22 protein-coding genes are annotated in these 23356 nt (G+C 71.3%); 16 read left to right on the forward strand and 6 right to left on the reverse strand.

Going from position 1 to position 23356, the window contains the following annotated elements; translation table 11 throughout:
- Nucleotides 1-37: 37 nt before the first annotated feature.
- From IA22_RS0102320 to IA22_RS0102330, 3 genes are all read right to left on the reverse strand, one after another.
- Nucleotides 38-2923, reverse strand: a complete 2886-nt coding sequence (locus tag IA22_RS0102320; RefSeq protein ID WP_030122597.1) for an ABC transporter substrate-binding protein — start codon at nucleotides 2921-2923, stop codon at nucleotides 38-40.
- A 120-nt stretch (nucleotides 2924-3043) separates the two neighbouring features.
- On the reverse strand, nucleotides 3044-3862 hold the full coding sequence (locus tag IA22_RS0102325) for a DUF3097 domain-containing protein (protein ID WP_015577098.1): 819 nt from the start codon (nucleotides 3860-3862) through the stop codon (nucleotides 3044-3046).
- A gap of 25 nt (nucleotides 3863-3887) precedes the next feature.
- Entirely contained in the window at nucleotides 3888-4610 is a 723-nt protein-coding gene (locus IA22_RS0102330; RefSeq protein WP_030122598.1) for an MBL fold metallo-hydrolase, read from the reverse strand.
- Between the two features lie 165 nt (nucleotides 4611-4775).
- On the opposite strand from IA22_RS0102330, the gene hrcA reads away from it, so the two are divergent.
- The 7 genes from hrcA to IA22_RS0102365 all read left to right on the forward strand — a co-directional run bounded on the left by hrcA (nucleotide 4776) and on the right by IA22_RS0102365 (nucleotide 11229).
- On the forward strand, nucleotides 4776-5792 hold the full coding sequence (hrcA, locus tag IA22_RS0102335) for a heat-inducible transcriptional repressor HrcA (RefSeq protein WP_014156352.1): 1017 nt from the start codon (nucleotides 4776-4778) through the stop codon (nucleotides 5790-5792).
- On the forward strand, nucleotides 5793-6929 hold the full coding sequence (gene dnaJ, locus IA22_RS0102340) for a molecular chaperone DnaJ (protein ID WP_014156353.1): 1137 nt from the start codon (nucleotides 5793-5795) through the stop codon (nucleotides 6927-6929).
- 121 nt (nucleotides 6930-7050) lie between these two features.
- Complete coding sequence (locus tag IA22_RS0102345; protein WP_014156354.1) at nucleotides 7051-8124, forward strand: nitronate monooxygenase; 1074 nt, start codon at nucleotides 7051-7053, stop codon at nucleotides 8122-8124.
- Nucleotides 8121-8867 carry a 16S rRNA (uracil(1498)-N(3))-methyltransferase gene (locus tag IA22_RS0102350; protein ID WP_030122599.1) on the forward strand — a complete coding sequence of 249 codons (747 nt, stop codon included), beginning with the start codon at nucleotides 8121-8123 and terminating at the stop codon, nucleotides 8865-8867. The genes IA22_RS0102345 and IA22_RS0102350 overlap by 4 nt, the downstream gene beginning before the upstream one ends.
- Before the next feature lie 77 nt (nucleotides 8868-8944).
- Nucleotides 8945-9304, forward strand: a complete 360-nt coding sequence (locus IA22_RS0102355; protein ID WP_014156356.1) for a histidine triad nucleotide-binding protein — start codon at nucleotides 8945-8947, stop codon at nucleotides 9302-9304.
- A 13-nt stretch (nucleotides 9305-9317) separates the two neighbouring features.
- The gene (locus IA22_RS0102360) at nucleotides 9318-10226 is read left to right on the forward strand and encodes a ribonuclease Z (protein WP_014156357.1); all 909 of its coding nucleotides are present in this window, start codon (nucleotides 9318-9320) and stop codon (nucleotides 10224-10226) included.
- A gap of 10 nt (nucleotides 10227-10236) precedes the next feature.
- Nucleotides 10237-11229: an adenosine deaminase gene (locus tag IA22_RS0102365; RefSeq protein ID WP_014156358.1), complete on the forward strand. Its 993-nt coding sequence runs from the start codon at nucleotides 10237-10239 to the stop codon at nucleotides 11227-11229.
- Here IA22_RS0102365 and IA22_RS0102370 read toward each other — a convergent pair.
- On the reverse strand, nucleotides 11193-12551 hold the full coding sequence (locus tag IA22_RS0102370; RefSeq protein ID WP_030122600.1) for an MFS transporter: 1359 nt from the start codon (nucleotides 12549-12551) through the stop codon (nucleotides 11193-11195). The genes IA22_RS0102365 and IA22_RS0102370 overlap by 37 nt on opposite strands.
- A gap of 369 nt (nucleotides 12552-12920) precedes the next feature.
- On the opposite strand from IA22_RS0102370, the gene IA22_RS0102375 reads away from it, so the two are divergent.
- The 7 genes from IA22_RS0102375 to IA22_RS0102405 all read left to right on the forward strand — a co-directional run bounded on the left by IA22_RS0102375 (nucleotide 12921) and on the right by IA22_RS0102405 (nucleotide 18833).
- Nucleotides 12921-14024: a carbohydrate kinase family protein gene (locus IA22_RS0102375; protein ID WP_030122601.1), complete on the forward strand. Its 1104-nt coding sequence runs from the start codon at nucleotides 12921-12923 to the stop codon at nucleotides 14022-14024.
- Between the two features lie 127 nt (nucleotides 14025-14151).
- The gene (locus IA22_RS0102380) at nucleotides 14152-15174 is read left to right on the forward strand and encodes a PhoH family protein (protein ID WP_014156361.1); all 1023 of its coding nucleotides are present in this window, start codon (nucleotides 14152-14154) and stop codon (nucleotides 15172-15174) included.
- Between the two features lie 12 nt (nucleotides 15175-15186).
- Entirely contained in the window at nucleotides 15187-15684 is a 498-nt protein-coding gene (gene ybeY / locus IA22_RS0102385) for an rRNA maturation RNase YbeY (RefSeq protein WP_014156362.1), read from the forward strand.
- Nucleotides 15681-16964 carry a hemolysin family protein gene (locus IA22_RS0102390; RefSeq protein ID WP_014156363.1) on the forward strand — a complete coding sequence of 428 codons (1284 nt, stop codon included), beginning with the start codon at nucleotides 15681-15683 and terminating at the stop codon, nucleotides 16962-16964. Before ybeY ends, IA22_RS0102390 begins: the two co-directional genes overlap by 4 nt.
- On the forward strand, nucleotides 16961-17314 hold the full coding sequence (locus IA22_RS0102395) for an MmcQ/YjbR family DNA-binding protein (protein WP_014156364.1): 354 nt from the start codon (nucleotides 16961-16963) through the stop codon (nucleotides 17312-17314). The genes IA22_RS0102390 and IA22_RS0102395 overlap by 4 nt, the downstream gene beginning before the upstream one ends.
- Before the next feature lie 85 nt (nucleotides 17315-17399).
- Complete coding sequence (locus IA22_RS0102400; RefSeq protein WP_014156365.1) at nucleotides 17400-17753, forward strand: hypothetical protein; 354 nt, start codon at nucleotides 17400-17402, stop codon at nucleotides 17751-17753.
- A gap of 51 nt (nucleotides 17754-17804) precedes the next feature.
- Nucleotides 17805-18833 (forward strand): GTPase Era, encoded by a 1029-nt coding sequence (locus IA22_RS0102405; protein WP_179831125.1) that lies wholly within the window; start codon nucleotides 17805-17807, stop codon nucleotides 18831-18833.
- Nucleotides 18834-18908: 75 nt separating this feature from the next.
- Here the strand turns inward: IA22_RS0102405 and IA22_RS0102410 are convergent, their stop codons facing one another.
- Together IA22_RS0102410 and IA22_RS0102415 are read right to left on the reverse strand one after the other, a co-directional pair.
- Nucleotides 18909-19175 (reverse strand): protealysin inhibitor emfourin, encoded by a 267-nt coding sequence (locus tag IA22_RS0102410; protein ID WP_030122602.1) that lies wholly within the window; start codon nucleotides 19173-19175, stop codon nucleotides 18909-18911.
- A 75-nt stretch (nucleotides 19176-19250) separates the two neighbouring features.
- A complete protein-coding gene (locus IA22_RS0102415) occupies nucleotides 19251-20327 on the reverse strand; it encodes a M4 family metallopeptidase (protein ID WP_014156368.1) in 1077 nt (358 codons plus the stop codon).
- Nucleotides 20328-20619: 292 nt separating this feature from the next.
- Between IA22_RS0102415 and leuA the strand changes: the two genes are divergently transcribed.
- The gene (gene leuA / locus IA22_RS0102420; RefSeq protein WP_030122603.1) at nucleotides 20620-22413 is read left to right on the forward strand and encodes a 2-isopropylmalate synthase; all 1794 of its coding nucleotides are present in this window, start codon (nucleotides 20620-20622) and stop codon (nucleotides 22411-22413) included.
- 235 nt (nucleotides 22414-22648) lie between these two features.
- Complete coding sequence (locus IA22_RS0102425; RefSeq protein WP_014156370.1) at nucleotides 22649-23350, forward strand: TerB family tellurite resistance protein; 702 nt, start codon at nucleotides 22649-22651, stop codon at nucleotides 23348-23350.
- Nucleotides 23351-23356: the final 6 nt, after the last annotated feature.

The raw sequence follows: 23356 nt of genomic DNA on the forward strand, positions 1-23356 counted from the left end.
CGCCCGGCCGCGGGAGGGCCCTGCCGCCCGAGCACCCCTAAGGCACCCGGCAGTCCGCGCGGGTGAGCGGTGTGCGGTCACCCGCGGCCCGGCCGCACACGCTGCGGCTCCGCGCGTCCGGGCCCGGACGGGTGACCTCGACGACGTCCAGGCCGTGCACCCGCTGGTCGGTGTACGGAATCGTCCCCCGGAAGGTGATCGTTCCGGTCGGCATGTCGTGCAGGGCCACCGAGTACAGCGTCGCCCAGGTCTCCGCGGCGCTCTGCGGGTTGTCGCTGCGGGTGGCCGCCGCGTAGAGGGCCGCCGTCGCCTGGTAGGAGATGACGGTCTGCCCGCTGGTGAACAGCCGGTCCTCGTACGGGCGCTCCTTCGGCAGGGCCGGCAGCTGCCGGCCCTCGGGGAGCAGCGACTGCAGCGCCTTGCGGGAGTCCTCGTAGAACGCCCGGCCCCCGCCCTGGCTCATGGGCGCGAGGGCCCCGTAGTAGAGCGTGACCTTGTCCGCGAGCTTCGTCGCGTCGTCGAAGCGCGCCTTGGTGAGGTCGTCGCCCGTGAAGACCGTGATGGCCTTGTCCGAACAGCCCGCCGTCTGTCCGAGGCCGGACATCAGGGTGTTGACGTCCTCGACCCGGCCGGCGAAGTACAGGGCGTCGGGCACGCGTTCCGCCCCGCAGATGGCGTGCAGGGGCGCGTCGAGATTGGCGGAGCTGCCGTCCCTGGACAGGGAGTACCGGGTGTCGGAGACCAGGGTGAAGCCCGATTCCTTCAGCATCGCCAGACCGACCCGGCGCTGCTCGGTCGTGTAACGGTCCTTGTCCTCGTTGCCCACCTTCCGGGACAGGACGACGGCCTGCGGATCGTCCAGCCGGTCCGCCAGCTGGCCGGCGATCAGCCCGACGGCGTCCGCCTGCTCCTCGTCGGTGGCGGCGAGACCGAAGTAGTTCGGGTACTCACGGGCCAGGTCGCTGCCCGAGTTGGTGGTGTCCACCACGGGCAGCCCGGCGCGCTGGAGGAGCCCGGTGACCGTCGCGCTCTCCGTGGTGTTGCGTCCGAGGCCCACCACGCCGACCACGGAGGAGTCCCGCCGGGCCACCTCGATGATCTTCTTGACCGCGGTCGTCTGCCGCAGCATGTCCTGGCCGCCGTTGGCCGTCAGGACCCGGAGCTTGACGGAACGATTCGCCGTGTCGTTGACGAACCGCTGGTGCAGATAGACGCCGGTCAGCTCCTCCAGGCCCTTGCGGGTGTCCTCACGGTTCGCGTCGGTGCCGGTCAGCGGGCCCGCGTAGACGACGGTGACGTGCGGTGCTCCCGGCGGGATGCCGGCGTTCTGCTCGCGTATCGCCTGCTCGATCCGCTCGAAGGTGACGCCCTTGCCCACCCCGTTCAGCTGGAGGGTGTTGCCCTCGGCGAAGCGCACCTGCGCGACCGTCGCCACCCCCACGCACTCCTCGGCGCCCCCGGGCCCGGTCAGTCTCACCGAGTCCGTGTTCCGGCCCACGAGCGGGCCGTAGCAGTACGTCTCCTTCCAGTGCGCGCTCCACAGGAACGTCCCCAGCAGCGCGCAGACCAGCGCGAGCGTGACGGTCCTCCGCGACATCACCCACCACGCCCAGGTCCTGCGTACCCGGTGGGTGACGAGCTGGAGGTGGGCGTGCTCGTGGGTCAGCTGCTCGGACGTCAGGGGGAGCCGCAGCACCCAGGCGAGCGACACGGCGGCCGCCGGCGCCTGGCCCACGCTGAGGTCCTCGACCCAGGTCTCGTACCGTGCGCGGGCCCCTGTGCTGGCCCCGGCGTTCGCCGGCGGCTCCGGCGGCAGGGGCGGGGTGTGGCGCAGGATCCGGTCGGCGGGCAGGGAGGCCAGGAGCAGCAGCGGGTCCACCTCGCTGCGCCGCGAACGCACGTTGTTGACGGCGTTGATCAGCAGGACGCCGCCGTTGTCCTGGGTCGCCGTGGGAAGGAAGACCACCGGCGGGACGGTGCGCTTGCTGCGGCGCCAGTCCGGGGCGTGCGCCCGGTAGCTGTCCAGCAGATCCTCCAGCAGCGCCTGGACCCGCAGCTCCAGGTGGAACTGGCGCGCGTGCTCGTCGCCGGCCCCCGCGTCGGCCACCCGCTCGGCCACGGCGGCCGCCCGCGCCCGGATCACCCGCCACGAACCGCTCGGTGAGAAGCGCGACCAGCCGTCGGACGGGTACGCGGTGCTCGACGCGGCCAGCGACGACGTGGTCGCCAGCCATCTGCTGGCCCTGCGCAGCCACAGCAGCGGCGGCGCCGCCCTCGTCATCAGCCGCACGACGGCCAGACCCAGCAGGGCCGCGGCGGCCACCAGGGCGGTGAGCAGCCAGCCGATCTCGCCCAGCAGCACGCTGAGCACGGCGATGAAGACGGCCCCCAGGAAGGTCTCCGGGCGGACCGAGGCGCGCAGGGAGTCCCACCAGCTGTTGCGCCCCGACCGGCTCGGCCGCCAGCGCAGGCTCCCCAGCTGTTCCAGGATCCGCTCCTCGCGCTCACGGGCGGAACCCGGGCCCGGCTGCGCGACGACCGCCGCGGTGGCCTGCTCGATGGCGGCGAGCAGCCGGGAGCGGGGGAAGACGAACGGCTTGTACTGCGAGGTGCCCCGGGTCTCCCAGGGGCGCTCGGTGAGGGCGCGGACCATGGAGAGCGCCGCCTCGTACGGGGTGTCGCCGCCGCCTTCGAGGAGCTTCACCGGGACCCGGCGCAACTGGTTCGCCCGGTGGACCTGACGGACGATCTGCTCGACCCTGGCGTCCGCCCCCGGGCCGGCGGAGGCGTCCTCGGCCTGGGCGACGACCAGCGGCATCACCGGCCGGTTGACCCGGTACTGATCGATCAGCTGCTGCATGAGGTGGAAGACGGCGGAGGCCGCCTCGTTCTCCGCACTGTCCCGCCACACTTCGCGCGTCATCAGCCCCCGTGCCTTCCCCTGAGCCCGGCCCTGCCGTCATCACTCAATAACGGATGGTCCAGGTGTGGCGCAGGTGTTCACGGGGATCGATACCGGATCCTCCTCGACGTTACCGGGACATCAGGCAGGAAGAGTGACGAAGTCGATCAATTCCTCCACGCGGCCGAGCAGTTGCGGTTCCAGATCCTTGTAGGAGCCGACCCTGGAGAGGATGTGCTGCCAGGCGGCCCCCGTGTTCTCAGGCCAGCCCAGGGCGCGGCACACGCCCGTCTTCCAGTCCTGGCCGCGCGGCACGGCCGGCCACCCCGGGATGCCCACGGACGACGGCTTCACGGCCTCCCACACGTCGATGTAGGGGTGCCCCACCACGAGCACGTCGGCGTCGGTGACCTGGGCGGCGATCCGGGACTCCTTCGAGCCGGGGACCAGGTGGTCGACCAGCACACCGAGCCGGGCGTCCGGGCCGGGCGCGAACTCCCGCACGATCGCCGGGAGGTCGTCGATGCCCTCCAGGTACTCCACCACCACGCCCTCGATGCGCAGGTCGTCGCCCCAGACCCGCTCCACGAGCTCGGCGTCGTGCCGCCCCTCCACGTAGATCCGGCCCGCGCGCGCCACCCGTGCCCGCGCCCCGGGGACGGCCACCGAACCCGAGGCGGTCCGCGCCGGGCGGACCGGGCCCCCGGCCGACGGACGTACGAGCGTGACGACCTTCCCCTCCAGCAGGAAGCCGCGCGGCTCCATGGGGAAGACCCGGTGCTTGCCGAAGCGGTCCTCCAGGGTGACCGTCGGCCCCTGCGCCGTCTTCTCGCACCGGATCACCGCGCCGCAGAAGCCGCTGACGGCCTCCTCCACGACCAGATCGGGCTCGGCGGGCACCTCCGGGGCGGGGGTGGACTTCTTCCACGGCGGGGTCAGGTCCGGCTGGTAGCTGCGCATGGCACGACGATAAACGGGCGCCCGCTCACGACACGCCGAACCGGACGGCCAGTCGATCACGCTGCGCCCGTACGAACGCCGCGTCCACGACCGCCCCGTGCCCCGGTACGTACAGCGCGTCCTCGCCGCCCAGTTCGAGCAGCCGGTCCAGAGCGGCCGGCCAGTGCGTGGGGACCGCGTCCCGGCCCGCCTGGGGTTCGCCCGACTCCTCGACCAGGTCCCCGCAGAGCACCACGACGGGTGAGCCGGGCACCAGGACGGCCAGATCGTGGCCGCTGTGACCGGGGCCCACATTGGCCAGCAGCACCTGGAACCCGTCACCGAGGTCGAGCGTCCACTCGCCGGTCACCTGGTGCCGCGGGGACACCAGGGCGTCCGTGGCCGCGGTCGCGTCCGCCTCGCTCATGCCGTGGCGCAGCGCGTCCGCGCGCAGCTCCTCGGCTCCCCGCGCCAGGAGGTCCGCCGTCCCGACCGCTCCGTACACCTCCGCCCCGGAGAAGGCGGCGGTGCCCAGCACATGATCGAAGTGCGGATGGCTCAGTGCGATATGCGTCACCCTCCGGCCCAGCAGGGCCTCCGCCTGGGTCCGCAGTTCCACGCCCTCGCGGAGCGTCGAACCCGTGTCGTAGAGCAGCACGCCGTCCGCCCCGGCCACCAGCGCCACGGTCGCGTCCCAGACGGGCAGGCGCCGCCGCCCCGTACCGTTGCCCAACCGCTCCCAGCCGAACTCTTCCCAAGAGACGTCCATACCGCGACGCTATCGGCAACGACCTGCACAGTCGCACGACGGCGTGGCCGGTCGCCCTTGCCCCGGCCCCACCCCGCCCCCGTACACTGACCGGGGGGATTGCTGGCACTCGAACGCACAGAGTGCCAGGCAGACGCCGAAGAACCACAGCTGGAGGTGTGCGCGGTGCTCAGCGAACGCAGACTCGAAGTGCTGCGCGCCATCGTCCAGGACTATGTCGGCACCGAGGAGCCCGTCGGCTCCAAGGCGCTCACGGAGCGGCACAGCCTCGGGGTCTCCCCGGCGACCGTCCGCAACGACATGGCGGTGCTGGAGGACGAGGGCTTCATCGCCCAGCCGCACACGAGTGCGGGGCGCATTCCGACGGACAAGGGGTACCGGCTCTTCGTCGACAAGCTGGCGGGCGTCAAGCCCCTGTCGTCGCCGGAGCGCCGTGCCATTCAGAACTTCCTCGACGGCGCGGTCGACCTCGACGACGTCGTGGGCCGCACGGTCCGGCTGCTCGCCCAGCTGACCAGGCAGGTCGCCGTCGTGCAGTACCCCTCGCTGACCCGGTCGACGGTCCGGCACGTGGAGCTGCTGTCGCTGGCTCCGGCCCGGCTGATGCTCGTGCTGATCACGGACACGGGCCGGGTCGAGCAGCGTATGATCGATTGCCCTGCACCGTTCGGTGACACGTCACTGGCGGATCTGAGGGCCCGGCTGAACAGCCGGGTCGTCGGACGGCGCTTCGCGGACGTACCGCGGCTGGTGCAGGACCTGCCGGAGTCCTTCGAGACGGAGGACCGGGGAACCGTTTCGACGGTGCTCTCCGTTCTCCTGGAGACTCTGGTCGAGGAAACGGAGGAGCGGCTGATCATCGGCGGCACCTCCAACCTCACCCGTTTCGGACACGACTTCCCTGTGATGATCCGTCCGGTGCTGGAGGCGCTGGAGGAGCAGGTCGTCCTGCTGAAGCTGCTGGGTGAGGCTACGGATTCAGGCATGACCGTACGGATCGGGCACGAGAACGCCCACGAGGGCCTCAACGCCACGTCCGTCGTCGCGGTCGGCTACGGTTCGGGCGACGAGGCAGTCGCCAAACTCGGCGTGGTCGGACCGACCCGCATGGACTACCCCGGAACGATGGGAGCGGTACGCGCAGTGGCACGTTACGTCGGACAGATCCTGGCGGAGTCGTAAGTGGCCACGGACTACTACGCCGTACTCGGCGTGCGCCGCGACGCTTCCCAGGACGAGATCAAGAAGGCATTCCGCAGGCTCGCCCGCGAGCTGCACCCGGATGTCAACCCCGATCCGAAGACCCAGGAGCGGTTCAAGGAGATCAACGCCGCCTACGAGGTGCTGTCGGACCCGCAGAAGAAGCAGGTCTACGACCTCGGCGGGGACCCGCTCTCCCAGTCGGGCGGCGGCGGGGCCGGTGGCTTCGGCGCCGGCGGCTTCGGCAACTTCAGCGACATCATGGACGCGTTCTTCGGCAACGCGACGCAACGCGGGCCCCGTTCGCGGACCCGGCGCGGCCAGGACGCCATGATCCGGCTGGAGATCGACCTCAACGAGGCGGCCTTCGGCACGACCAAGGACATCCAGGTCGACACGGCCGTCGTCTGTACGACCTGCAGCGGCGAGGGTGCCGCACCCGGCACCTCCGCGCAGACCTGTGACATGTGCCGCGGCCGCGGAGAGGTCTCCCAGGTCACCCGGTCGTTCCTCGGCCAGGTCATGACCTCGCGTCCCTGCCCGCAGTGCCAGGGCTTCGGCACGGTCGTGCCGACCCCGTGCCCCGAATGCGCCGGTGACGGCCGCATCCGCTCGCGGCGCACCCTGACCGTGAAGATTCCCGCAGGTGTCGACAACGGCACCCGGATCCAGCTCGCGGGAGAGGGCGAGGTCGGCCCCGGCGGCGGCCCCGCCGGCGACCTGTACGTCGAGATCCACGAGGTCTCGCACGCCGTGTTCCAGCGGCGCGGCGACGACCTCCACTGCACGGTCACCATCCCGATGACGGCCGCCGCGCTGGGCACCCAGGTGCCACTGGAGACGCTCGACGGCCTCGAGGAGATCGACATCCGGCCGGGCACCCAGTCCGGCCAGTCGGTCCCGCTGCACGGGCGCGGCATCACGCACCTGCGGGGCGGCGGACGCGGCGACCTGATCGTGCACGTCGAGGTCATGACCCCGACGAAGATGGACCCCGAGCAGGAGCGCCTGCTGCGGGAGCTGGCCAAGCTGCGCGGCGAGGAGCGGCCCACGGGCCAGTTCCAGCCGGGACAGCAAGGGCTGTTCTCCCGCCTGAAGGACGCCTTCAACGGCCGCTGAACCCTGTCACCACGACGCCCGCCGGTCCCCGTACCGGCGGGCGTCGTCGTGTCCCGGCGGTGTTCCCGTCCGGGTAAAGGGCTGATTCGGCACGATCCGCCGGACGTGGCACGATGCGCTCATGTCCTCGCCCCTCACCGATCTCTGCCGGTACCCGATCGTGCAGGCCCCGATGGCGGGAGGCGTCTCCCGGCCGGAGCTGGCCGCCGCGGTCTCCGAGGCCGGAGGGCTGGGGTTCCTCGCCGCCGGCTACAAGACGGCGGACGGGATGTACAACGAGATCAAGCAGCTCCGGAGGACGACCGGCCGGCCCTTCGGCGTCAACCTCTTCATGCCGCAGCCCCTCGTCGCCGACCCGGGCGCCGTCGAGATCTACCGCCATCAGCTCGCCGGCGAGGCGGCCTGGTACGAGACCCCCCTCGGTGACACGGACGCCGGCGGGGACGACGGCTACGACGCCAAGGTCGCAATCCTGCTGCACGACCCCGTACCCGTGGTCTCCTTCACCTTCGGCTGCCCCACCCGCGAGGTCCTCGACGCGTTCGCCGCCGTCGGCACGCTCACCGTCGTCACGGTCACCTCGCCCCAGGAGGCGCGGAACGCCGGATGGTCGGGCGCCGCCGCGCTCTGCGTCCAGGGAGCCGAGGCCGGCGGCCACCAGTCCACGCACCGCGACGATCCCCAGGGCGGCCTCACCGGCACCGGACTGCTCGCCCTGATCGCCGGGATCCGTGAGTCCGTCGACCTGCCGGTCGTCGCGGCCGGGGGACTGATGCGCGGTTCACAGATCACCGCCGTCCTGGCGGCCGGGGCCGACGCCGCACAGCTCGGCACGGCCTTCCTGCCCTGCCCCGAGTCGGGTGCGCACCCGCTGCACAAGGACGCCCTGACCAATCCGCTGTTCGTGACGACGGCGCTGACCCGGGCGTTCTCCGGCCGCCCCGCACGCGGACTGGTCAACCGGTTCGTACGGGAGCACGGCCCGTACGCCCCCGCCGCCTACCCGCAGGTGCACCAGCTGACCGGCGGACTGCGCGCGGCGGCGGCCAAGGCCGGGGACGCCCAGGGCATGGCCCTCTGGGCGGGCCAGGGACACCGGCTGGCACGCGAGCTGCCCGCCGGGGAACTCGTGGAACTGCTCGCAGCGGAAACGGAGGCCGCGCGTGCGGCCGTGAATGTGAGGAGTGCCCGGTGACGGCACCTGTCTTCGTCGTCGAACAGCTCCCCGGCGGACCGGAGTTCGTCCTGGACGGCCCCGAGGGGCGGCACGCGGTGTCCGTGCGCCGGCTTAACCCGGGGGAGGACCTCGTCCTGACCGACGGCCGGGGCCGCTGGGCGGAAGGCGTCGTACGGGCGGCCGAGGGCAAGGACCGGCTGCTGGTCACCGGCCTGGTGAGCGTCCACGAGGAGCCGGCTCCCGCGCCCCGCATCACCGTCGTGCAGGCGCTGCCCAAGGGCGACCGCGGCGAGCTCGCCGTGGAGACCATGACCGAGACGGGCGTCGACGCGATCGTGCCCTGGCAGGCCGCGCGCTGCATCACGCAGTGGAAGGGCGACCGCGGGCTCAAGTCCCTCGCCAAGTGGCGCAGCACGGCCCGCGAGGCGGGCAAGCAGTCCCGCCGGGTGCGTTTCCCCGAGGTCGCGGACGCCATGACGACCAAGCAGGTCGCGGCCCTGCTCGCCGGGGCGGACTTCGCGGGTGTCCTGCACGAGGACCGCGACAGCGGCAGCGAACCGCTCGCCACCGCCGAACTCCCCGCCGAGGGCACGATCGTGCTGGTCGTCGGACCGGAGGGCGGGGTGTCACCTCAGGAGCTGGCCGCCTTCGCCGAGGCGGGAGCCCCCGCCTACCGGCTCGGGCCCAGCGTGCTGCGCACCTCGACCGCGGGGACCGCCGCGGCGGCCCTGCTGATGGGACGCACCGGGCGCTGGAGTTGAGAGCCGCCCGCCCGGCCGGGCCGGATAGCATGCCGGTGTACTGATCACGAGGACCCAACGACCGAGGAGGCCGGGCCATGGCGGGAGAGCCGCAGACCGACTGCCTGTTCTGCAAGATCGTTACAGGGGACATCCCGGCGACCATCGTCCGCGAGAGCGCGACGACGGTCGCCTTCCGCGACATAAACCCCCAGGCCCCGACGCACGTCCTGGTCATCCCCAAGGCGCACTACCCGGACGCCGCCGCGCTCGCCGCGGGCGACCCCCAGGCCGCGGCCGACGTGCTGCGCGAGGCGGGTCTGGTCGCCGCCGACGAGAAGATCACCGAGACCGGCTACCGCATCGTGCTCAACACCGGCGCCGGTGCCGGACAGACCGTGTTCCACGCGCACGCCCACGTCCTCGGCGGACGCGGGATGCAGTGGCCCCCCGGTTAGCGGGTCACCACCCGTGTCCGTACGAGAGCTCGTGGTCCTCGGCACCGCCAGTCAGGTGCCGACCCGCCACCGCAACCACAACGGCTATCTGCTGCGCTGGGACGGCGAGGGCATCCTCTTCGACCCGGGCGAGGGGACCCAGCGCCAGATGCTGCGGGCCGGCGTCGCCGCGCACGACATCAACCGGATCTGCGTCACGCACTTCCACGGCGACCACGCGCTGGGCCTGGCGGGCGTGATCCAGCGGATCAATCTCGACCAGGTCCCGCACCCCGTCACCGCCCACTTCCCGGCGAGCGGGCAGCACTTCTTCGACCGGCTGCGGTACGCGACCGCCTACCGGGAGTCGGTCGAGCTGACCGAGGCCCCGGTCGCCGCCGACGGGGTCCTCGCCACCACCGACGCGTACACCCTCGACGGCCACCGGCTCTCGCACCCCGTCGAGTCCTACGGCTACCGCCTCACCGAGCCCGACCGGCTGCGCATGCTGCCGGCGAAGCTGGCCGAGCACGGCATCGCGGGGCCCGACGTCGGACGGATCCAGCGGGACGGCGTGCTGCGCGGCGTCCCCCTCGCGGAGGTCTCCGAGACCCGCCGGGGACAGCGCTTCGCGTTCGTCATGGACACCCGGCTCTGCGACGGCGCGTTCGCCCTCGCGGAGAAATGCGACATGCTGGTCATCGAGTCGACGTTCCTCGACGAGGACGGCCGGCTCGCCGACGACCACGGTCACCTCACCGCCGGCCAGGCGGCCCGGGTGGCGAAGGAGTCCGGCGTACGGCACCTCGTGCTGACGCACTTCTCCCAGCGCTACACGGACCCCGACGCTTTCGAGCGCCAGGCCAGGGCAGCCGGCTTCGACGGTGAACTGACCATCGCCCAGGACCTGATCAGGGTCCCGGTACCCACCCGCCACACGTAACGAGATCCCCGTGCACCTCCCCAAAGCCGAACTCCACCTCCACATCGAAGGAACCCTCGAACCCGAGCTGGCCTTCGCACTGGCCGCGCGCAACGGCGTGGACCTGCCCTACGCGGACACCGAGGAGCTGCGCAAGGCGTACCTCTTCGAGGACCTGCAGACCTTCCTCGACCTGTACTACGCCCTGATGGCCGTGCTGCGCACCGAGGACGACTTCGCCGAGCTGGCAGACGCCTACCTCGCCCGCGCCGCCGCCCAGGGGGTCCGGCACGCGGAGATCTTCTTCGACCCGCAGGCCCACACCGACCGCGGCGTCCCGATCGGCACCGTCGTCGAGGGGCTCGGCAGGGCGCTGGACCGCAGCGAGGAGAAGCACGGCATCTCCACCCAGCTGATCATGTGCTTCCTGCGCGACAAGTCCGCGGAGTCGGCGCTGGAGACACTGGAGGCCGCGAAGCCGTACCTCCACCGCATCAGTGCCGTCGGCCTCGACTCGGCGGAGGTCGGCCACCCGCCCGCGAAGTTCCGCGAGGTGTACGCGGCGGCCACGGCCCTCGGCCTGCGCAAGGTCGCCCACGCGGGCGAGGAGGGCCCGCCGGAGTACATCCGGGAGGCCCTCGACGTCCTCGGCGTCGAGCGGATCGACCACGGGCTGCGCTGCATGGAGGACCCGGACCTGGTGGACCGGCTGGTCTCCGAACGGATCCCGCTGACGCTCTGCCCGCTGTCCAACGTACGGCTGCGCGCCATCGACGTCCTGGAGCAGCACCCGCTGCGCTCGATGATGGACGCGGGGCTGCTCTGCACGGTGAACTCCGACGACCCCGCCTACTTCGGCGGATACGTCGGAGACACCTTCCACGCCGTGCACGAGGCGCTCGGCCTGGACCGCGAGCAGCTGCGCACCCTGGCCCGCAACTCCTTCGAGGCGGCCTTCCTCGACCACGACGAGGAGCGCAGGGCGCGCTACCTGTCCGAGGTCGAGGCGTACGCGTTCGACTGACCGGCACCGCCGGCCGGCCCGGCCGTGCGGAACGCGCTCCGGCCCAGCCTCCTGCGCCGTAGCGCCGGCACGCTGATCTCCGCGACCGCCTGCTCCGGCGCGCCCAGCTTGGGCACCGCGCCGGACAGGCTGTTGGTCGTGGCGGCGAGCAGCGCCGCCGGGGCACCGCCCCTGCGCCGGACGGAGCCGGGCACCAGCGGCCGGCCGCCGGTGTGCAGGGCCACCGCGGTGACAGGGGCCGCGACCAGGAGCGTCGCGGCCCCCAGGATCAGTCCCATCACCGCGTAACCCGCCTGCTCGGAGAGCACGCTGCCGAGGAGGGGACCGCACGCCGTGCCGACGGACGAGGCCGAGCCCGCGAGGACCGCCCAGCGGCCGCGCACGTCCAGCGAGGCGGCCAGCCCGATGAGGTACGACAGGACCACCGGGTAGAAGGTGTTCCACGCGATCTCACCGGTCGCGAACGACCCCAGGTCCTCGGCCGAGGAGCTCAGCACGATGCTCCCGGCGATGATCATCGTCCCGAGGCCGATCGGAACCGCGCGCCCGAGCCGGGCCCCCAGCATGCCCGCGCCCATCACTCCGAGCAGCCCCGCACCCAGCGCGGCGGCGAACACGGCGCCGATGGTCACCTCCGAGAGGCCGACCTGGACGGCACCGATGCGGCTGCTCACCCCCCACAGGGCGTTCTGCGCCATGGACCAGACGAGCATCCCGCCCGCCAGCACCAGCCCGGACCGCCGGTGCGGCAGCCGCCCCTGCACCGGTGACGCCCCGCCGACCGGCGAGGAGCCTCCCAGCCTGGAGGTGGCGGGCCAGACGAGCAGGGCGACCAGCGCGATGGACGCGAACGGCAGACGGTGACCCCCACCCAGGTGAGGGATCGTCAGGTAGAGGGCGCCCGCCGTCGCCGAGACGCTGAGCAGCCCGAGTGACGAGGTCCGGTGCGGATCCCTCTGCGCGGCGATGCCGGAGGCCGCGACGGCGGTCGCCGTGCCCGAGCCGAAACCGCCGACGACGACTCCCACGACCACCAGCGGCATCGAGGTGGTCAGCGCCGCGCAGCCGTACCCGAGCGCGGCGAGCAGCAGCCCCGCGCGCGCCGGTCTCCGCGACCCGAATCTTTCGACGCGCCCCGCCAGCGCGAAGCCGGCCGAGGCCGAGCTGAGCAGCAGGGCGCTGCCGACCAGACCGGCCTGGGCGGAGCTCAGCCCCAGATAGGTGCTGAGACGGCCGACGAGGGTGGGGAGCAGATAGGCGGCGAGGTAACCGGCGGTGAACACGGCGACCAGGGGCCACGCGGCGCGAGGGCGCGAGGACATGGGCGTTCCTGAAGACATGCCTGAGGAGGCGGAAGAAGGCAGGGGAGGGTAAGGCGGGGGAAGGCGAGACAGAGGTGTGTCAGGGGAGGGTGGAGCGAGAAAAGCGGAGAAGCGGCACTCGTCGTCGACCGTCCCGATCGGTGCTCGCGGGGCAATTTGTATCAAGCGCGTCCAGGCGACGGAAAGTCGGCTCGATGTGATCTGAGTCACATACATGTTTATGCAGTGTCAGGCCGGGTAGCTGCGCATGTTTATGCAGGTGGGAGTGAGTGTGCGCGGCCCGGCGCGGGCCCTCCGGATAGGGCGGCGCATCCGGCACACTGGCCGGATCTCGCACTGTTCAGATCTGCCACGGCCGGGGAGCGCAAGGTGGGCACTACGAATCCAGGCATCGACCCGCTGCTCGGGCTGCGCGCCCCGCAGGATCCGGCCTGCGACGTCTTCCTGACCGGCACGGTCTTCCTGGACATCATCTTCACCGGCCTGGACAGCGCTCCGGTACGCGGGACGGAGTCCTGGGCGCGGGGGATGGGGTCCAGCCCCGGAGGCGTCGCCAACATGGCCACCGCGCTCGCCCGGCTCGGCCTGCGCACCTCGCTGGCCGCCGCGTTCGGCGACGACCACTACGGCGAGTACTGCTGGGACGCCCTCGAACAGGGCGAGGGCATCGACCTGTCGATGTCCCACACGGTGCCCGGCTGGCACTCACCCGTCACGGTCTCGATGGCGTACGAGGGTGAGCGCACGATGGTCTCGCACGGTCACGAGGCCCCGGCCCCGGCCGCCGCCGAGGTGCCCGGCGGCACGTTTCCCCACTGCCCGCCCCGCGCCCGGGCCGCCATCGCCTCGCTGACCCCCGGCCGCAGCGAGCCCTGGGTCGCCGCGGCCGCCCGGAACGGCGCGCTGGTCTTCGCCGACGTCGGCTGGGACGAGACCGGCCGCTGGGACCTGGACGCCCTGCCCGATCTCGGACACTGCCTGGCCTTCCTCCCCAACGCGGAGGAGGCCATGCGCTACACCCGCACGGACTGCCCGCGGACCGCCGCCCACGCCCTCGCCGAGCGGGTCCCCCTCGCCGTGGTCACCCTCGGGGCGGAAGGGGCCTACGCGGTGGACGGGCGGACGGGGGCGGCGGCCGAGGTGCCCGCCATCGAGGTGGAGGCCCTCGACCCCACAGGGGCGGGCGACGTCTTCGTCGCCGGCTTCGTCACGGGCACGCTGGCGGGCTGGCCGCTCGCCGACCGTCTGGCTTTCGCCGGTCTCACCGCCGCCCTGTCGGTGCAGGAGTTCGGCGGATCCCTGTCCGCCCCCGGATGGGCTGAGGTCGCCGCCTGGTGGCAGCAGGTGCGCACCTGCGCGGACCAGGACCCGGCGGCCCTGGAGCGCTACGCCTTCCTGGAGGAACTGCTCCCCGCCACCTGCGCGTCCTGGTCCCGGCGCCGCGCCGTGCCGACCATCGGCTTCCGCCAGTGAAAGGCAGATGATCACCGGGTAAAACCTCTCGGCGTTGTCGGCGGGGAGTCGTACGCTGGTACTCCAGAGGCGGTCGAGCCGCGACAGCCCTGCAACGGGAGGTATGCGCAGGCCCGAGGGCCGGCCCATGACTCAGTCACCCACACAGAAGCAGGCGACGGCCCGGATCAGCATTCCGGCCGCGCACCCCATGGTGATGCTCCTGGGGTCGGGCGATTCACTGCTGCGCGTGATCGAAACGGCGTTCCCGGCCGTCGACATCCATGTCCGGGGCAACGAGATCAGTGCGACGGGAGGGGCGACGGACGTCGCCCTGATCCAGCGCCTGTTCGACGAGATGGTGCTGGTGCTGCGCACCGGTCTGCCGATGACGGAGGACGCTGTGGAACGCTCGATCGCCATGCTCAGGGCGAGCGGGAACGGCAACGGGGAGGGCGCGGAGACTCCCGCAGAGGTGCTCACCCAGAACATCCTCTCCAGCCGAGGCCGCACGATCCGCCCCAAGACGCTCAACCAGAAGCGCTACGTCGACGCGATCGACCAGCACACCATCGTCTTCGGTATCGGCCCCGCGGGCACCGGCAAGACCTATCTCGCGATGGCCAAGGCGGTCCAGGCCCTGCAGTCCAAGCAGGTCAGCCGGATCATCCTGACCAGGCCCGCCGTCGAGGCGGGGGAGCGGCTCGGCTTCCTGCCCGGCACGCTCTTCGACAAGATCGACCCGTATCTGCGCCCGCTCTACGACGCCCTGCACGACATGCTCGACCCCGACTCGATCCCCCGCCTCATGGCGGCGGGCACGATCGAGGTCGCGCCGCTGGCCTACATGCGCGGTCGCACCCTGAACGACGCGTTCATCATCCTGGACGAGGCGCAGAACACCAGCGCCGAGCAGATGAAGATGTTCCTCACCCGTCTCGGCTTCGACTCGAAGATCGTCATCACCGGTGACGTCACCCAGGTCGACCTCCCGACCGGCACGAAGAGCGGTCTGCGGCAGGTCCAGGAGATCCTGGACGGCGTCGAGGACGTGCACTTCTCCCGGCTCACCTCCCAGGATGTCGTCCGGCACAAGCTCGTCGGCCGTATCGTCGACGCGTACGAGAAGTACGACAACGCAGAGGGCCGTACCGGCCGCAACGGGAAGTAGTCGCAGCGCACCATGTCGATCGACGTCAACAACGAGTCCGGAACCGAGGTCGACGAGCAGGCGATCCTCGACATCGCCCGCTACGCCCTGGCCCGGATGCGGATCCATCCGCTGTCCGAACTCTCGGTGATCGTGGTGGACACCGCCGCCATGGAGCAGCTCCACATCCAGTGGATGGACCTCCCGGGCCCGACCGATGTCATGTCCTTCCCGATGGACGAGCTCCGTCCCCCGGCGAAGGACGACGAGGAGCCCCCGCAGGGGCTCCTCGGTGACATCGTGCTCTGCCCGGAGGTCGCCAAGAAGCAGGGCGAGGACGCCGAGACGCAGCACTCGATGGACGAGGAGCTCCAGCTCCTCACCGTCCACGGGGTGCTGCACCTCCTCGGGTACGACCACGAGGAGCCGGACGAGAAGGCCGCGATGTTCGGTCTCCAGGCGGCGATCGTCGACGGCTGGCGCGGCGAGCGCGGGCTGACCGGGCCGTCCCCCGCCCCCACCGTCTCGTGAGCGTCCCCCTCATCTCCGGTGCCGTCCTGCTGATCGTCGTCGGCTGGCTCGCGGCCTGTGCCGAGGCGGGCATCGCGCGCACGTCCAGCTTCCGGGCGGCCGAGGCGGTACGGGCGGGGCGCCGGGGCAGCGCCAAGCTGGAGCAGGTCGCCGCCGACCCCACCCGCTATCTCAACGTCGCGCTCCTGGTGAGGGTCGCCTGCGAGATGTCGGCCGGGGTCCTCGTCACCTACGCCTGCCTCCAGGAGTTCACGGAGACCTGGCAGGCGCTGGCCCTCGCCATGGGCGTCATGGTCCTCGTCAGCTACGTCGCCATCGGGGTCTCGCCCCGCACCATCGGCCGCCAGCACCCGCTGAACACCGCCACGGCCGCGGCGTACGTGCTGCTGCCGCTGGCCAGGATCATGGGGCCGGTCCCGCAGCTGCTGATCCTCCTCGGCAACGCGCTGACCCCCGGCAAGGGATTCCGCAAGGGCCCCTTCGCCAGCGAGGCCGAACTGCGCGCGATGGTCGACCTCGCCGAGCAGGAGTCGCTCATCGAGGACGACGAACGCCGCATGGTGCACTCCGTCTTCGAGCTCGGCGACACCCTCGTGCGCGAGGTCATGGTGCCCCGCACCGACCTGGTCTGCATCGAGCGGTACAAGACGGTCCGCCAGGCCCTGACCCTCGCGCTCCGCTCCGGCTTCTCCCGGATCCCGGTCACCGGGGAGAACGAGGACGACATCGTCGGGATCGTCTACCTCAAGGACCTGGTCCGCAAGACGCACATCAACCGGGAGGCCGAGGCGGACCTGGTCTCCACGGCGATGCGCCCCGCCGCGTTCGTCCCCGACACGAAGAACGCCGGTGACCTGCTGCGCGAGATGCAGCAGGAGCGCAGCCACGTCGCCGTCGTCATCGACGAGTACGGCGGCACGGCCGGCATCGTCACCATCGAGGACATCCTCGAGGAGATCGTCGGCGAGATCACCGACGAGTACGACCGCGAACTCCCGCCGGTCCAGGAGCTGGAGAACGGCTGCTTCCGGGTGACCGCCCGGCTCGACATCGGCGACCTCGGGGAGCTCTTCGGCCTCGACGCCTACGACGACGAGGACGTGGAGACGGTCGGCGGTCTGCTGGCGAAGGCGCTCGGGCGGGTCCCGATCTCCGGGGCCTCCTCGATCGTGGACCTCCCCGACGGGCGCAAGCTCCGCCTCACGGCGGAGTCCCCGGCGGGCCGCAGGAACAAGATCGTCACGGTGCTGGTGGAGCCGGAGGGAACGGAAGCCGTATGACGCCGCAGGAGTTGCGTTCGTTCTGCCTGGAGTTCAACGCGAGCGCGGAGGAGTTCCCCTTCGGGCCGGAGACCTCCGTCTTCAAGGTCCTGGGAAAGATGTTCGCCCTCGGCGCGCTCGACGGACAGCCGCTGACGGTCAGCCTCAAGTGCGATCCGGACGAGGCGCTGCGGCTCCGCAAGGAGCACCCCGCGATCGTCCCCGGCTGGCATCTCAACAAGCGGCACTGGAACACCGTCACCGTCTCCGAACTCCCGGACCGGCTGGTCCGGGAGCTCGTGGAGGACAGCTACGACCTCGTGGTGGCCGGGCTCCCCAAGGCGGAACGCCTCCGCCTGGACCGGCCGTAGGCCCGGCGCGGCCAGATGTACCCCGCGCCGGGGTGAACGGACCCCGTCGCGGGGCAGGTGCCCTCCCACTTCGTATGCTCGGCGCATGACCGACAGCAACGACCTCGGCCCCGAGGACCGCAAGATCGTCACCCTGGCCCGCAGCGTCCGAGCCCGCAACGCCGTGCCCGAGGGCGCGGCGGTACGGGACGAGACCGGACGCACGTACGCCGCCGGCACCGTGGCCCTGGAGTCGCTGAAACTCAGCGCACTGCAGACCGCCGTCGCCATGGCGGTGGCCGCCGGCGCCACGTCCCTGGAGGCGGCGGCCGTCGTCTCCGAGGCCGCCACCCCCTCCGACGCCGACCGCGCAGCCGTCCGTGACCTGGGCGGACCCGACACCCCGGTGCTGCTCGCGGGGCCCGACGGAGCACTCCGGTCCACGGTGACCGCGGGCTGATCCGGGGCGGCGGCGCCCTGCTGTGCACCGCCGCCGCGCGGATCGGGGAGAATGGGCGCCATGAGCGCTCGACCGAACACAGAAGCTGCTGCGCAGCAGGCTGAGAACACCGCCCCCCACCGGGCCGGCTTCGCCTGCTTCGTGGGCCGCCCCAACGCGGGCAAGTCCACCCTCACGAACGCTCTGGTCGGTCAGAAGGTGGCGATCACCTCCAACCGCCCCCAGACCACCCGGCACACGGTGCGGGGCATCGTGCACCGTGACGACGCCCAGCTGATCCTGGTGGACACGCCCGGCCTCCACAAGCCGCGCACCCTGCTCGGGGAGCGGCTGAACGACGTCGTGCGGACCACCTGGGCCGAGGTCGACGTCATCGGTTTCTGCCTGCCCGCCGACCAGAAGCTCGGCCCCGGCGACAAGTTCATCGTCAAGGAACTCGCCGGGATCAAGAAGACCCCGAAGATCGCGATCATCACCAAGACCGACCTCGTCGAGTCCAAGGCGCTCGCCGAGCAGCTGCTCGCCGTCTCCGCGCTGGCCGACGAGCTCGGCTTCGAGTGGGCCGAGATCATTCCTGTCTCCGCGGTCAAGGCGGAGCAGGAGGCGGGACGCGGTTCCTCGGACAGGAGCGGTGACGGGCGTGGGGCAGGCCAGGTGGACCTGCTCGCCGATCTCATCGCCCCGCTGCTGCCCGAGAGCCCCCCGCTCTATCCGGAGGGCGACCTCACCGACGAGCCCGAGATGGTCATGGTCGCGGAGCTCATCCGCGAGGCCGCGCTCGAAGGCGTACGGGACGAGCTGCCGCACTCCATCGCGGTCGTCGTCGAGGAGATGCTGCCCCGCGAGGACCGTCCGGCGGACAAGCCGCTGCTGGACATCCACGCGAACGTCTACATCGAGCGGCCCAGCCAGAAGGGCATCATCATCGGCCCGAAGGGGAAGCGGCTCAAGGACGTCGGCACGAAGTCGCGCAAGCACATCGAGGCGCTGCTCGGCACCCCGGTCTTCCTCGACCTGCACGTGAAGGTCGCCAAGGACTGGCAGCGCGACCCCAAGCAGCTGCGCAAGCTCGGATTCTGAGCGAGAACCCCTGGGCCGTGCCCCGCCTGCGGTGCGGGGCACGGCCCAGGGGTGTACGTCCTCGGGACCCGAGGGCTACGCGCCCTCCTTCAGCACCCGGGAGATCAGCGTCCGCTGCTCCGGGGTGAGCCGAGGGTCCGCGCAGTCGACCGTCCGGTCGCCCACCGTGATCCGGTAGCGGAAACCGTCGGGTACTCCCGCGGGCGGCCCGCCCCGCGAGGAGTCGAGCACGGCCTCGGCCAGAGCCTCCCATTCCGAGGCGTCGGGCTGTCCCGAGGTGTCGATCTCACCGTGGCGCGCGATACCGGCGAACCCGCCGGTCCGGCTCACCTGAATACGCATGCGTCTGGCTCCTGCCTGCCCCGTCCGGACGGCCCTGCCCGTATCTACCCGGTCGCCGGGCGGCTATCCACCCGGTCACCGGGTCGGCACACCCACCTCCGACCACGCCTTGAGGACGGCTTCGGCCTCGTCGCCCTCCCCGAACCTCTGCTGCGCCGCCTTGACGGTGAGCCTGGCGAAGTCCGTGAAGGACGCGTCCTGGGCCAGCTCGCCGCCGGTCAGCACGTCGAACCAGATCCGTCCGGCCCGCTCCCAGGCGTTGCCGCCGAGGGCCGTCGCCAGCAGGTAGAAGGCGCGGTTGGGGATGCCGGAGTTGATGTGGACCCCGCCGTTGTCCTCGTCCGTGTCGACGTAGTCGTCCATCGAGGCGGGCTGCGGGTCCTTGCCGAGCACGTCGTCGTCGTACGCCGTGCCCGGGGCCTTCATCGAGCGCAGCGCGACCCCACTGACCCGTGGGGCGAGCAGCCCGGCGCCGATCAGCCAGTCGCCCTGGTCCGCGCTCTGGCCCAGCGAGTACTGCTTGACCAGGGAGCCGAAGACGTCCGACACCGACTCGTTCAGCGCGCCTGACTGGCCTTCGTACGCCAGGTTGGCCGTGTACTGGGTGAGCCCGTGCGCCAGTTCGTGGGCGATGACGTCGATCGCGATGGTGAAGTCGAGGAAGATCTCGCCGTCGCCGTCCCCGAAGACCATCTGCTCGCCGTCGAAGAAGGCGTTGTTGTACTTCTCGTCGTAGTGCACGGAGCCGACGAGCGGGAGGCCCTTGCCGTCGATCGAGCTGCGGCCGTACTCGGTGAGCAGCAGGTCGAAGGTGGCGCCGAGCCCCGCGTACGCGCGGTTGACGCTGGCGTCCCGGGTCGGGTCGTCGCCCTCGTCACGGACCTTGACGCCCGGCAGGTCCGTGCCGTGGCGGCAGTCGTACAGGGTGCGGTGGGGCTTGCTGGGAACCGCGGCCGAGGTGCGGGCGGCCTGCGGTGTCCAGGCGAGCGCGGTCACGCGCCGATGGTGGCGCCGGGCCCCGTCGGCCTCCAGGGTGCGCCGTGCGGGATCGGCCAGGAGCGGGTCGTCGGCCTGGGACAGCTTGTCGAGGACGTGGGGCGGCACGATGGTGCAGAAGACGGGCTGGAGCCCGTTGTTCGGTCGAGGCTGCATGCATTCGACTGTGGCACTCCGTCATCGCGCTGTCACTGGTTGCGATCGCGATTGACGAAATGGAGTGATGTATCACCGTTCTGTCCCCATGGGCCCCCGATCCCGCATACTGATACGGACCGACGCACCAGGCTCCCCTCGGTTAGTGTTGCCGCATCATGCGTTTCGGGCTGCTCCTTCTTAGCTGCCGCGGCGAGGGCCTGTAGTCGTAGGCCGGCTCCCTCCCCGCGGAGTTCGCTGTTGCAGCGACACAGTCGGCCGCCCCTGCTGGACCTCAGAGGAGCCGTACGCCATGACCGCAGTGAATCCCCCCGCGCGCACCGATGCCGACACTGAACCCGTCGGCGGCCCGACGCCGGTGACGAACGCGAAGCAGCTGCAGAAGCCGTCCGGGATGCCGGTCCACAAGTACCGCGGCTACGAGGCCGTCGACATCGCCGACCGCACGTGGCCGGACAACCGCATCACCGTGGCGCCCCGCTGGCTGTCCACCGACCTGCGGGACGGCAACCAGGCCCTGATCGACCCGATGTCACCGGCCCGCAAGCGCGAGATGTTCGACCTGCTCGTACGCATGGGCTACAAGGAGATCGAGGTCGGCTTCCCGTCCTCCGGCGAGACCGACTTCGCGTTCGTACGCTCGATCATCGAAGAGGGCGCGATCCCCGAGGACGTGACGATCTCCGTCCTGACGCAGGCCCGTGAGGAACTGATCGAGCGGACCGTCGAGTCGCTGGTCGGTGCCCGGCGCGCCACCGTCCACCTGTACAACGCCACCGCCCCCACCTTTCGCCGTGTGGTCTTCCGCGGCTCGAAGGAGGAGGTCAAGCAGATCGCCGTGGACGGCACCCGGCTGGTCATGGAGTACGCCGACAAGATCCTGGGCGACGAGACGATCTTCGGCTACCAGTACAGCCCCGAGATCTTCACCGACACCGAGCTGGACTTCGCCCTGGAGGTCTGCGAGGCCGTCTGCGACGTCTGGCAGCCCGAGGAGGGCCGCGAGATCATCCTCAACCTGCCCGCCACCGTGGAGCGTTCGACGCCCTCCACCCACGCGGACCGGTTCGAGTGGATGTCCCGCAACCTGACCCGCCGCCCGTACGTCTGCCTGTCGGTCCACCCGCACAACGACCGCGGCACCGCCGTCGCCGCCGCCGAACTGGCCATCATGGCCGGCGCCGACCGCATCGAGGGCTGCCTGTTCGGCCAGGGCGAGCGCACCGGCAACGTCGACCTGGTCACCCTGGGCATGAACCTGTTCTCCCAGGGCGTCGACCCGCAGATCGACTTCTCGCAGATCGACGAGATCCGCCGCACCAGCGAGTACTGCAACCAGATGGAGGTCCACCCGCGCCACCCCTACGCGGGCGACCTGGTCTACACCGCCTTCTCCGGCTCCCACCAGGACGCCATCAAGAAGGGCTTCGACGCCATGGAGGCCGACGCGGCCGCCCGGGGCGTGACCGTCGACGACATCGAGTGGGCGGTGCCGTACCTGCCGATCGACCCCAAGGACGTGGGCCGCTCCTACGAGGCCGTCATCCGGGTCAACTCGCAGTCCGGCAAGGGCGGGATCGCCTACGTCCTGAAGAACGACCACAAGCTGGACCTGCCGCGCCGGATGCAGATCGAATTCTCCCGGATCATTCAGGCCAAGACCGACGCCGAGGGCGGCGAGGTCACGCCGACCCAGATCTGGTCGACCTTCCGGGACGAGTACCTGCCGAGCCCCGAGAACGCCTGGGGACGCGTGCAGATCCGCTCCGGTCAGACGACCACCGGGAGCGACGGCCAGGACACCATCACCGTCGAGGCCACCGTCGACGGCACGGACACGGTGCTGACCGGCACGGGCAACGGCCCGATCTCCGCTTTCTTCGAGGCGCTGCAGGCCATCGGTATCGACGCCCGTCTGCTGGACTACACCGAGCACACGATGAGCGAGGGCGCGAGCGCCCAGGCCGCCTCCTACATCGAGTGCGCGATCGACGGCAGGGTGCTGTGGGGCATCGGCATCGACGCCAACACCACCCGTGCCTCGCTCAAGGCGGTCGTCTCCGCGGTCAACCGCGCGACCCGCTGACCGCCGCAGTCGGCATTCCGGACAAACGCCGGATACGCCCCTGAACCGCATGGCCCGAGAGTCCCGCCCACCCGTCGAGGGTGGGCGGGGTTCGGCCATATCCGGGTGTTGTGACGTCCGGGATGCTGACGCCACATCACGCATGTGGCTAACATCACGTCCAACGCGGCAATGTGGCCGCGGGGTCACCTCCCGTGCCCGCAAGGCGTACGGGGGAGTCACGGAGGTGTGCGACGTGCGGACAGCCAAAGGACAACGCGCCGTAGGACTGCGCCTCTACGGCATCCGCACCGTCTGGGACACCGTCGGCGACGGCGAGTTCTTCTGCCCCTGCTGCGGCGGCGACCGCAACTACCGGCGCCTCACCGGCCGCCACCGCCTCACCGTCCTCGGACTGCCACTGCTGGCCCGGGGAACCGCCGGCCCCGTGGTCGAATGCGCCGCCTGCGGGACGCACTTCGAGCCGGACACCCTCGACCACCCCACCACCACCCGCTTCTCCGCCATGCTCCGGGAGGCCGTGCACACGGTCACCCTGGCGGTCCTCGCCGCCGGCGGCACCACCTCCCGCACGGTCCTGGAGACCGCCGCGGCCGTCGTCCGTGACGCGGGACTCGACGACTGCTCCCAGGAGCAGCTCTTCACCATCGTCGAGGTGCTCGCCGCCGACGCCGGCCACGGCGACGGGAGCGACGCGGCGGCCGAGGCCTGCGGTGCCGCCCTCGCCATCGAGCTGCACGAGGTCCTGAAGCCGCTCGCACCGCACCTGGCCGTGCCCGGCCGGGAGGCGATCCTCCTGCGGGGCGCCCGGATCGCCCTCGCCGACGGCCCGTACAGCCAGGCGGAGCGCGAGGTGCTGACCACGGTGGGCGGTGCGCTGCAGCTCTGCCCCGCGGACACGGCGAAGCTGCTCGAGGCGGCGCGTACGCCCTCCTGAGGCTTC

The organism is Kitasatospora papulosa (assembly GCF_000717245.1).
Taxonomy (GTDB): Bacteria; Actinomycetota; Actinomycetes; order Streptomycetales; family Streptomycetaceae; genus Streptomyces; species Streptomyces papulosus.

Coding starts and splice junctions, on each gene's coding strand:
- IA22_RS0102355 (WP_014156356.1), top strand. CDS start 8,945: ATGGCGGGAGAGCCGCAGACCGACTGCCTGTTCTGCAAGATCGTTACA.
- IA22_RS0102345 (WP_014156354.1), top strand. CDS start 7,051: ATGTCCTCGCCCCTCACCGATCTCTGCCGGTACCCGATCGTGCAGGCC.
- IA22_RS0102320 (WP_030122597.1), bottom strand. CDS start 2,923: ATGACGCGCGAAGTGTGGCGGGACAGTGCGGAGAACGAGGCGGCCTCC.
- IA22_RS0102400 (WP_014156365.1), top strand. CDS start 17,400: ATGACCGACAGCAACGACCTCGGCCCCGAGGACCGCAAGATCGTCACC.
- ybeY (WP_014156362.1), top strand. CDS start 15,187: ATGTCGATCGACGTCAACAACGAGTCCGGAACCGAGGTCGACGAGCAG.
- IA22_RS0102370 (WP_030122600.1), bottom strand. CDS start 12,551: ATGTCCTCGCGCCCTCGCGCCGCGTGGCCCCTGGTCGCCGTGTTCACC.
- IA22_RS0102330 (WP_030122598.1), bottom strand. CDS start 4,610: ATGGACGTCTCTTGGGAAGAGTTCGGCTGGGAGCGGTTGGGCAACGGT.
- IA22_RS0102405 (WP_179831125.1), top strand. CDS start 17,805: ATGGGCGCCATGAGCGCTCGACCGAACACAGAAGCTGCTGCGCAGCAG.
- leuA (WP_030122603.1), top strand. CDS start 20,620: ATGACCGCAGTGAATCCCCCCGCGCGCACCGATGCCGACACTGAACCC.
- IA22_RS0102325 (WP_015577098.1), bottom strand. CDS start 3,862: ATGCGCAGCTACCAGCCGGACCTGACCCCGCCGTGGAAGAAGTCCACC.
- IA22_RS0102415 (WP_014156368.1), bottom strand. CDS start 20,327: ATGCAGCCTCGACCGAACAACGGGCTCCAGCCCGTCTTCTGCACCATC.
- IA22_RS0102395 (WP_014156364.1), top strand. CDS start 16,961: ATGACGCCGCAGGAGTTGCGTTCGTTCTGCCTGGAGTTCAACGCGAGC.
- IA22_RS0102380 (WP_014156361.1), top strand. CDS start 14,152: ATGACTCAGTCACCCACACAGAAGCAGGCGACGGCCCGGATCAGCATT.
- IA22_RS0102410 (WP_030122602.1), bottom strand. CDS start 19,175: ATGCGTATTCAGGTGAGCCGGACCGGCGGGTTCGCCGGTATCGCGCGC.